Source organism: Rhizobium sp. PDO1-076, assembly GCF_000247475.1.
Taxonomy (GTDB): domain Bacteria; phylum Pseudomonadota; class Alphaproteobacteria; order Rhizobiales; family Rhizobiaceae; genus Allorhizobium.
In genome coordinates this window covers 1-7,470 of sequence record NZ_AHZC01000082.1, presented here as the reverse complement: position 1 = coordinate 7,470, position 7,470 = coordinate 1, and the positions used below count along the sequence as shown (strand labels likewise).

Sequence of the window (7,470 nt, the reverse complement as noted above, 5' to 3'; positions counted from 1 at the left end):
CTGATGATCAGCGCTTGGACACCGGCAGGTAATCGCGCTGCGGCGAACCTGTATACAGCTGGCGCGGGCGGCCGATGCGCTGCTGCGGGTCCTCGATCATTTCGTTCCACTGGGCGATCCAGCCAACGGTACGGGCAAGCGCGAACAGAACGGTGAACATGGTCGTGGGGAATCCGAGCGCGCGCAGCGTGATGCCGGAATAGAAGTCGACGTTCGGATAGAGCTTCTTTTCCTTGAAATACGGGTCGCTGAGCGCGATCTTTTCGAGCTCCAGAGCGACCTGCATCAGCGGATCGTCGCCATGACCGGTCGCTTCCAGCACTTCGTACATGGTCTTCTGCATGATCTTGGCGCGCGGGTCATAGTTCTTGTAGACGCGGTGGCCAAAGCCCATCAGGCGGAACGGATCGTTCTTGTCCTTGGCGCGGGCGATGTATTCCGGAATACGGTCAACGGTGCCGATTTCCATCAGCATGTTGAGCGCCGCTTCGTTGGCACCGCCATGTGCCGGGCCCCAGAGGCAGGCAATGCCAGCGGCGATGCAGGCAAACGGATTGGCGCCCGACGAGCCGGCGAGACGAACAGTTGAGGTCGAGGCATTCTGCTCGTGATCGGCATGCAGGATGAAGATACGGTCCATGGCGCGTGCCAGAACCGGGTTGACCTGGTATTCCTCGCACGGAACGGCAAAGCACATGCGCAGGAAGTTCGACGCATAGTCGAGGTCGTTCTTCGGATAAACGAAGGGCTGGCCGATATGGTACTTGTAGGCCATGGCGGCGATCGTCGGCATCTTGGCGATCATGCGCAGCGACGCGACCATGCGCTGGTGCGGATCGGTGATGTCGGTCGAGTCATGGTAGAAGGCGGAGAGGGCGCCAACGGTGCCGACCATGACAGCCATCGGATGGGCGTCGCGACGGAAGCCGGTAAAGAAGCGGCTCATCTGCTCATGCACCATAGTGTGATGCGTGACGCGATGGTCGAAGTCCTTCTTCTGGGCAGCGGTCGGCAATTCGCCGTACAGCAGTAGATAGCAAACTTCGAGGAAGTCGCCCTTTTCAGCCAGCTGCTCGATCGGGTAGCCGCGATGCAGCAGAACGCCCTCATCGCCATCGATATAGGTGATCTTGGATTCGCACGACGCCGTCGAGGTGAAGCCGGGGTCGTAGGTGAAGGCGCCGGTGTGCTTGTACAGGGCAGCGATGTCGATCACGTCAGGGCCGATGGTTCCACCCTTGACGGTCAGGTCAACCATCTGTTCCCCGAGTTTCAAAGAAGCGCTCTTGTCCGTCATGCTAATCCTCCGGAATTGGCGGGACGGCGTCTCGATAAAAAGGCGCCATCGGTTAAGCGTGTTGATGTAGCTATATGATACGGAAGTTAATGCCAAGCTATCCAAAGGGCAAATTGTGCATCGCGAAATCGGCAACAATCGAACCGATCGGTTCTAATCGTTTGAAGTTGCAAAGGCTTTCCGATCCGGGCGCGATGCACGCATTGATTGTTGACGGAAATCCTTTAGTCTCTTGGCTTTAGCTGGGCTTTTCCCGGCATCGGCGAGGGACGGGTGCACGTGTCGGACTTGGCGCAGGGCGAGACCGCAATGGCCGACGCAGGGGCGCAGGTCGATGTTGCGCTGCCCGATATTCCGCCTTCGGTGAGACGACGGGCAGCAGTTGCAAAACGGACCAATCCGCCTTTTATCTATTGGCGCGAACGCTGTGCAAGGCTTCCCGCTTTATGCACCGCCGCTATCGCGCTTGAAGCGCGGCATGGCCATCTGTTCCACTTTGTCCCGGTATGCCTCGGCGCGGGTGCCGCCGTCTGGTTCGCGCTCTCGGCACCACCACCCGCAACCGTCATCGCCTGCATATTGACCGCCCTGTTGGCCGACATCTGCTTCCAGACTGCACCCGCGACGGCAAGACATGCCATGCTCTGTGCTGCGACATTGACCTGCGCCGGCATGCTTCTTGCGGAATGGGAAACGCGAAGAGCCGCGACCACCATGCTTGACCAGCCGGTGGTGACGATCGTGACCGGAGTTGTCGAACGCAGGGAGGCTGGAGCCTCGGGCGAGTGGCGCTATGTCATGCGCCTGACCGGCACCCTTGAGCCGACGCTGCGCCGCCCTCCGCAACGCATCTCCGTCCTTGCTCGAAGCCGCCATGAACCGCTGGCGATTGGGACACTTGCCTCCGGTCGTGCCCGCCTGTCGCCGCCGTCAGGTCCGGCACTACCGGGAATGAACGATTTCGCCTTCGCCAGCTATTTCTCCGGCATTGGTGCGGTTGGTTTCTTTCTCGGACCACCGGTCGCGTTCACTCTGCCGCCGGTAGCACCCTCCGGCATGGGGCAGTTGTGGCTCGAGTTTTTGCCGAAATCTTGGGGTGAATTCTGGCTGACCGCGGATCAGTCGCTGTTTGCGCTACGCGACCAGATCTCCATCCGCATTCGAACCGTTGTGTCCGGCGATCCAGGCGCATTTGCCGCATCGATCATCACCGGTGAGAGGCGATCGATGTCCGAGGGGGCAACGGAAGCGCTGCGCCTCTCCGGGCTTGCCCATATCACTGCGATCTCCGGCCTCAATATGGCGCTCGCTGCCGGGATCTTCTTTGTCGGTTTACGCGCCGGTCTCAGCCTGTTTCCGGTCTTGGCCCAGACCTATCCGGTGAAGAAGATCGCCGCCGCCGGCGCGCTTCTGGCGGTCACCGGCTATGTGATGATCTCCGGTTATCAAGTCTCGGCAGTGAGGGCCTATCTGATGACCTCGATCATGCTGGTGGCTGTGCTTGTCGACCGTCCTGCGATCAGCCTGCGCAACCTTGCTCTGGCCGCAACGCTCATCCTGATCGTCCAGCCATCGGCCGTGATGGGCCCCAGTTTCCAGATGTCATTTGCCGCCACCGCCGCCTTGATCGCCGGTTATGCCGGCTGGCGATCAAGGCCCAGGAACGTGCTCCCACGATTTCGCGCACGAAAATACGTCGTGCTGGCGACCTTCGGGCGTTTTTTCGGCGGGACTTTGGCCACCTCCCTGATCGGCGGACTGGCCACAGCGATTTTCGCGATCAGCCATTTTCATAGGCTCTCGTCCCACAGCCTCGAGGCCAACCTGATTGCCATGCCTTTGATTTCGCTGGTCGTGATGCCGGCAGGCTTCATCGCCATGATCCTCATGCCGCTGGGGCTCGACGCACCATTTCTGATCGTCATGGGTTATGGATTGGAATGGGTGTTGATTGTCGCCCAAGAGATTGCCGGATGGGGAGACGGCTACGCATTCACGCGTCAACCGACCTGGCTCCTGCCGATGACCGTCACCGGCTTTCTGCTGTTGACGCTGCTGCGCACCCGTTTGCGCCATGCGGGGACGGTGGTGATTGTAGTCACGCTGCTTGCAGCAGCCCTTTCGAACCAAGCGCCAAAGGCAGATCTGGCCGTCAGCGAAGACGGGCGGCTCGTCGGTTTCTGGCCGGGTACAGCGACCATGCACACGGTTGACGATCAAATTGCCACCAATCGCATCCGTCCACCCGCTTTCATCTTCGATCAATGGCAGCCCGCTCTCGGTATTGTTGCCGCCATTACGCCGCAGGCGATGTCCGGCCCGGCAGCCGAGCTTGTGTCGCAGGATAGGCCAAGACGAACACCTCTGTCCGATGCGGAAATCTCGGTGGCCCGTCAAAGGCTCCGAGATCTTCTGGCCTCAGCCAACGATCAGCATTTCACCTGCATCAAGGGCGCTTGCGCCGCCATGCTTCGCGATTGGCGCATCATTACGCTCGATCGCCACGAGGCGACGGGCATAGCCTGTGATCTTGCCGATCTTGTCATCGTTGCCCAGCGACCGGGTTTTGTAGATTGCCGTTCCGGCGCGCAACTGATTTCAGCCGAAAGCCTGCGAAGCACGGGAAGTCTCGAAATATTTCTTCGTGATCGCTCCCGCCGGACATTGACGGTCATCCCGTCCTTTGCCGGTTCATCGCGTCCCTGGACCCGTCACCGCCTCTATGATTGGCGAACCGGTTCGCAAGCCGACAGTCATTCGGCCGAAAGACATTCCGAGTGGTAATCCTCACAAAAAGGACGAGCCGAACGGCGCAAACGAAAAAGGGGCCAGCAGATGCCGGCCCGGTTTGTCAATGGTAGCGCCGGATGAGACCGACCAGTTTACCCTGGATTTTCACCCGGTCAGGTCCGAAGATCCGCGTCTCGTAGGCCGGATTTGCCGCTTCCAGCGCGATCGATGCGCCGCGCCGGCGAAAGCGCTTCAACGTAGCCTCTTCGTCGTCAACCAAAGCAACGACGATGTCACCGGGATTGGCATTCGAGGCATTGCGGATGATCACGGTGTCGCCGTCGAGAATGCCGGCATCGATCATCGAATCGCCCTTGACCTCCAGCGCATAGTGTTCGCCGGAACCGATCATTTCGGCCGGCACGGTGATATCATGTGTGTTGTTCTGGATGGCCGAGATCGGCACGCCGGCGGCAATGCGGCCCATGACCGGAACGCTGACCGACAATGAGTTGCCTTCATTGGCGGATCGGGTCGATGCGGATGGCGCCGGCGGCGTCTTGCCAAGGCTGCCTTCTATCACGCTGGGCGCAAAGCCGCGCCGCGGCTGCAGGCTGGGCGTATAGGCCTCCGGCAGCTTGATGACTTCAAGCGCGCGCGCCCTGTTCGGCAGACGGCGAATGAAGCCGCGTTCCTCGAGCGCCGTGATCAAGCGGTGAATGCCCGACTTCGAAGCGAGGTCGAGCGCATCCTTCATCTCGTCGAAAGACGGAGGCACACCGGATTCCTTCATCCGTTCGTGGATGAAAAGAAGCAGTTCCTGTTGCTTGCGCGTCAGCATATCCGGTGCCCCATTGGTGAAACAAATACAGAACAGACACTATATGTTCCATATGTGTTCCGCAAGGGGATAAATTTCCGTGAACATTGCATCGGCCTAGCTGACCGATGGCGAAAAAAATCCGTCGAGGCTCTTTCGGTCACACAGCAGGTAGTGTCGGGGCGCGTTCGGCCCAAACACTGTCGGCAATCTGGCTGGCGATACGTCATCGACGTACGCACGGGCGTCATTGGCTGCCGTTTCACTGCTCCGAAAAGGCGCGCGACATGCTGTCGGTAATCGGCTTGGCGATATAGTTGAAGAAGGTTCTTTCATTGGTCTGGATCATCACTTCGGCCGGCATGCCGGGAGTGGGTGTGAAGCCATGAACGCGTGCCAGTTCCGTCGGTGGAATGTTGATCCGGGCAAGGTAGACGTCGTGCGGCGCCGTCGAGGTATTGCCGGTTTGCTGGAGCGCATCCGCCGACAGGTAGAAGACGTCGCCCGTCAGCACCGGCGTCGTTCTCTGGTTCAGGGCAACCAGCCGTATGGTGGCTGACTGGCCCAGCTTGACGCTGTCGATGTCGTTGCGCGGAATCTGAGCTTCGATGATCAGTGGCACGCCGGCCGGCAGGATTTCGAGGATTGCCTTGCCGCTTTCGATGACACCGCCATTGGTGTGATAGTGGATCCGGACGACGGTGCCGGAAACCGGTGCATTGATCGTCGCGCGCTCGAGAATATTGGCCGCTTCCCGCAACTGCTCCCGCACCATGTCGCGCTCGCCCTGGATCGCCTGCAGGCGCTCGAGTGCATCTTCGCGATAGGCACTTTCCGCGCGCAGCACCTCCTGCTCGCCCTTCGTCCGTTGGGCCTGGGTCTCGGCGATTTCCGCCTCAAGCCGTCCGATCTGGCCGTCCGCCTCGGCGATGGCTCTGAGAAGAGCCTTGACCTCGTTGGCCCGCGCCACGCCCTTTTCCAGCAGGATCTGCTTCGCGGCATATTCATCCTTCAGCAGTTCGAGCTGGCGGATCGACGCATCACGTTGCCTTGTATAGCCGATTTCACGGAATTCGAGTGCCCGGATGTTCTGTTGCAGCAAGGCGATCTCACTGGAGAGCTTTTGCCGCTGCGCTCTAAAATTCAGCTGCTGGCTGACCAGGATCGCCCAGACGTCGGGATCGCCGCGGTGTTCTTTCAGCAACGAGGAAAGATCCAGTTTCTCGACGGTCTCGAACTGCGCGGTCAGCCGTGCCGCCGTCACATCCAGTCGCATGCGGCGTAGAAACAGTTCACGCTTCTTCGCCTGGGCCGCAGTCTCGTCCAGTTGCACGAGAGCCTGTCCTTCGACCACCTGATCGCCTTCGCTAACCAGAATTTGTTCGATGATGCCGCCTTCCAGATGCTGGAGGATCTTGTTCTGGCCGGTCGCGACGAAGCTGCCCTGGGCAATGACCGCAGCCGCAAGCGGCGCGGTCGATGCCCATGTGCCGAACCCACCGAAGGCAATCGCCATCAGAACCAGGCCGACAATCGTCTGCTTGCTGATCGACCGTGGCACGTCGGAGTACCACTCGATATCGTGGACTTTGGCGATGTCTACCATGCACGTCGCCTCCTATTGCAGCTGATGACCGAATGAACCGCCTTCGATATCGATGCCGCGGGCTTGCAATGCCTTCAGCACATCCATGCGCATGCCGAACAAGGCGACGGTGCCGTTGACCAAGAGCAGGATCTTGTCGACGCTGTTGAGCAGGGCAGGGCGCTGGGTCACGGTGATCATGGTGATCTTTTGCTCCTTGGCGTGCTGCAGCGCGCGCATCAGGGCCACGTCGCCAGCACTGTCGAGGTTGGAATTGGGCTCGTCGAGGACCACCAGATGGGGATCGCCGAAAAAGGCTCGCGCCAGTGCAATGCGCTGCTTCTGCCCGCCGGACAGGGGCGAGCCATCGGCGGCCACCATCGTTTCATAGCCATGCGGCAGGCCGGCGATCATTTCGTGCACGTCGGCCAGCATGGCGGCGCGGTAGATCTGCTCGTCATCGGCATCGGAGCGCATCCGGGCAATATTGGCCTTGATGGTTCCGGGGAAGAGCTGCACGTCCTGCGGCAGGTAGCCGATGTTTTCGCCGAACTGCCGCTGGTCCCAGTTGCGAAGGTCCATCAGGTCCAGCCGCACATTTCCCGATGTCGGCAGGATCGAGCCGACCAGCATCTTGCCGAGCGTGGTCTTTCCCGCGCCGGAATTGCCGATGACGGCAAGCGAATCGCCTGGCTGGAGAGCAAACGAAATCCCGTTCAGCACGACCCGCTTAGTGCCCTGCGGCACATAGAGCAGCCGCTCCACGTCAAGCCGCCCCTCGGGTTTCGGCAGATTGAGCCGTTCGAAATTGAGCGGTGAGGCTTTCAGCAGCGCGGCGATCCGCCCATAGGCAGCGCGCGACTGGCTGAACTGGTTCCATCCTTCGATCGCACCTTCGATCGGCGCCAGCGCACGCCCGGCAATGATCGAGGAGGCGATGACCATGCCACCGGTGAGTTCACCTCTGATCGAAAGATATGCACCCCAGCCGAGCATCGTGACCTGCGTCAGAAGACGGATACCTTTGAAACCGCAGCA

The 7,470-nt window shown here is 60.3% G+C and carries 5 protein-coding genes; 1 reads left to right on the top strand and 4 read right to left on the bottom strand.

The window, feature by feature from the left end; translation table 11 throughout:
* Positions 1–7: 7 nt before the first annotated feature.
* The gene (gene gltA, locus PDO_RS06565; protein ID WP_007599499.1) at positions 8–1,297 is read right to left on the bottom strand and encodes a citrate synthase; all 1,290 of its coding nucleotides are present in this window, start codon (positions 1,295–1,297) and stop codon (positions 8–10) included.
* A gap of 279 nt (positions 1,298–1,576) precedes the next feature.
* On the opposite strand from gltA, the gene PDO_RS06560 reads away from it, so the two are divergent.
* A complete protein-coding gene (locus PDO_RS06560; RefSeq protein WP_244426368.1) occupies positions 1,577–4,081 on the top strand; it encodes a ComEC/Rec2 family competence protein in 2,505 nt (834 codons plus the stop codon).
* A 67-nt stretch (positions 4,082–4,148) separates the two neighbouring features.
* Here the strand turns inward: PDO_RS06560 and lexA are convergent, their stop codons facing one another.
* From lexA to PDO_RS06545, 3 genes are all read right to left on the bottom strand, one after another.
* Complete coding sequence (gene lexA / locus PDO_RS06555; RefSeq protein ID WP_007599495.1) at positions 4,149–4,868, bottom strand: transcriptional repressor LexA; 720 nt, start codon at positions 4,866–4,868, stop codon at positions 4,149–4,151.
* Positions 4,869–5,109: 241 nt separating this feature from the next.
* On the bottom strand, positions 5,110–6,453 hold the full coding sequence (locus PDO_RS06550) for an HlyD family type I secretion periplasmic adaptor subunit (RefSeq protein ID WP_007599493.1): 1,344 nt from the start codon (positions 6,451–6,453) through the stop codon (positions 5,110–5,112).
* A 12-nt stretch (positions 6,454–6,465) separates the two neighbouring features.
* Positions 6,466–7,470 (bottom strand): type I secretion system permease/ATPase (locus tag PDO_RS06545; RefSeq protein ID WP_037072828.1); only part of this gene is annotated, 1,005 nt, incomplete at its 5' end.

What these genes read in the sequence shown, in the direction of transcription:
- gltA (WP_007599499.1), bottom strand. Translation starts at nt 1,297, where the DNA reads ATGACGGACAAGAGCGCTTCTTTGAAACTCGGGGAACAGATGGTTGAC.
- PDO_RS06550 (WP_007599493.1), bottom strand. Translation starts at nt 6,453, where the DNA reads ATGGTAGACATCGCCAAAGTCCACGATATCGAGTGGTACTCCGACGTG.
- lexA (WP_007599495.1), bottom strand. Translation starts at nt 4,868, where the DNA reads ATGCTGACGCGCAAGCAACAGGAACTGCTTCTTTTCATCCACGAACGG.